The sequence below is a fragment of the Metapseudomonas phytobenefica genome (assembly GCF_043392685.1).
Classification (GTDB): Bacteria; Pseudomonadota; Gammaproteobacteria; order Pseudomonadales; family Pseudomonadaceae; genus Metapseudomonas.
Genome location: NZ_JBHZGM010000094.1, coordinates 1 through 632 on the forward strand (window position 1 = coordinate 1; position 632 = coordinate 632).

The window sequence follows — 632 nt, forward strand, 5'->3', positions numbered from 1 at the left end:
CTGCTCTGGTTCCTGCACTTTCTGGTGCTGCGCGGGATCAGGGAGGCGGCGTTCATCAATACCCTGACCACCATCGCCAAGATGGTGCCGCTGGCGCTGTTCATCGTGATTTGCGCCGTCGCTTTCAAGCTGGACGTGTTCACCGCCGATTTCTGGGGCGCGGGCAACAGTGACCTGGGCACGGTGATGAACCAGGTGCGCAACATGATGCTGGTCACCGTCTGGGTGTTCATCGGCATCGAGGGGGCGAGCATCTTCTCCGCCCGCGCCGAGAAGCGCAGCGATGTGGGCAAGGCCACGGTGGTCGGCTTCATCGGCGTGCTCCTGCTGCTGGTGCTGGTCAACGTGCTGTCCCAGGGCATCCTCGCCCAGGCCCAGCTGTCCGGCCTGAAGAACCCGTCGATGGCCGGCGTGCTGGAAAGCGTGGTCGGCCATTGGGGCGCGGTGCTCATCAGCGTCGGGCTGATCGTCTCCCTGGCCGGGGCGTTGCTGTCCTGGACCCTGCTGTGCGCCGAGATTCTGTTCGCCAGCGCCCGGGACCACACCATGCCGGAGTTCCTGCGCAAGGAAAACGCCAACCAGGTGCCGGTCAACGCCCTGTGGCTGTCCAACGGGCTGATCCAGCTGTTCCT

1 protein-coding gene is annotated in these 632 nt (G+C 64.9%); it reads left to right on the top strand.

Features of this window, described 5'->3' with window-relative positions:
- A partial coding sequence (locus tag ACFW0B_RS25900; RefSeq protein WP_449151810.1) for an amino acid permease occupies window positions 1-632 on the top strand: 632 nt, incomplete at both ends.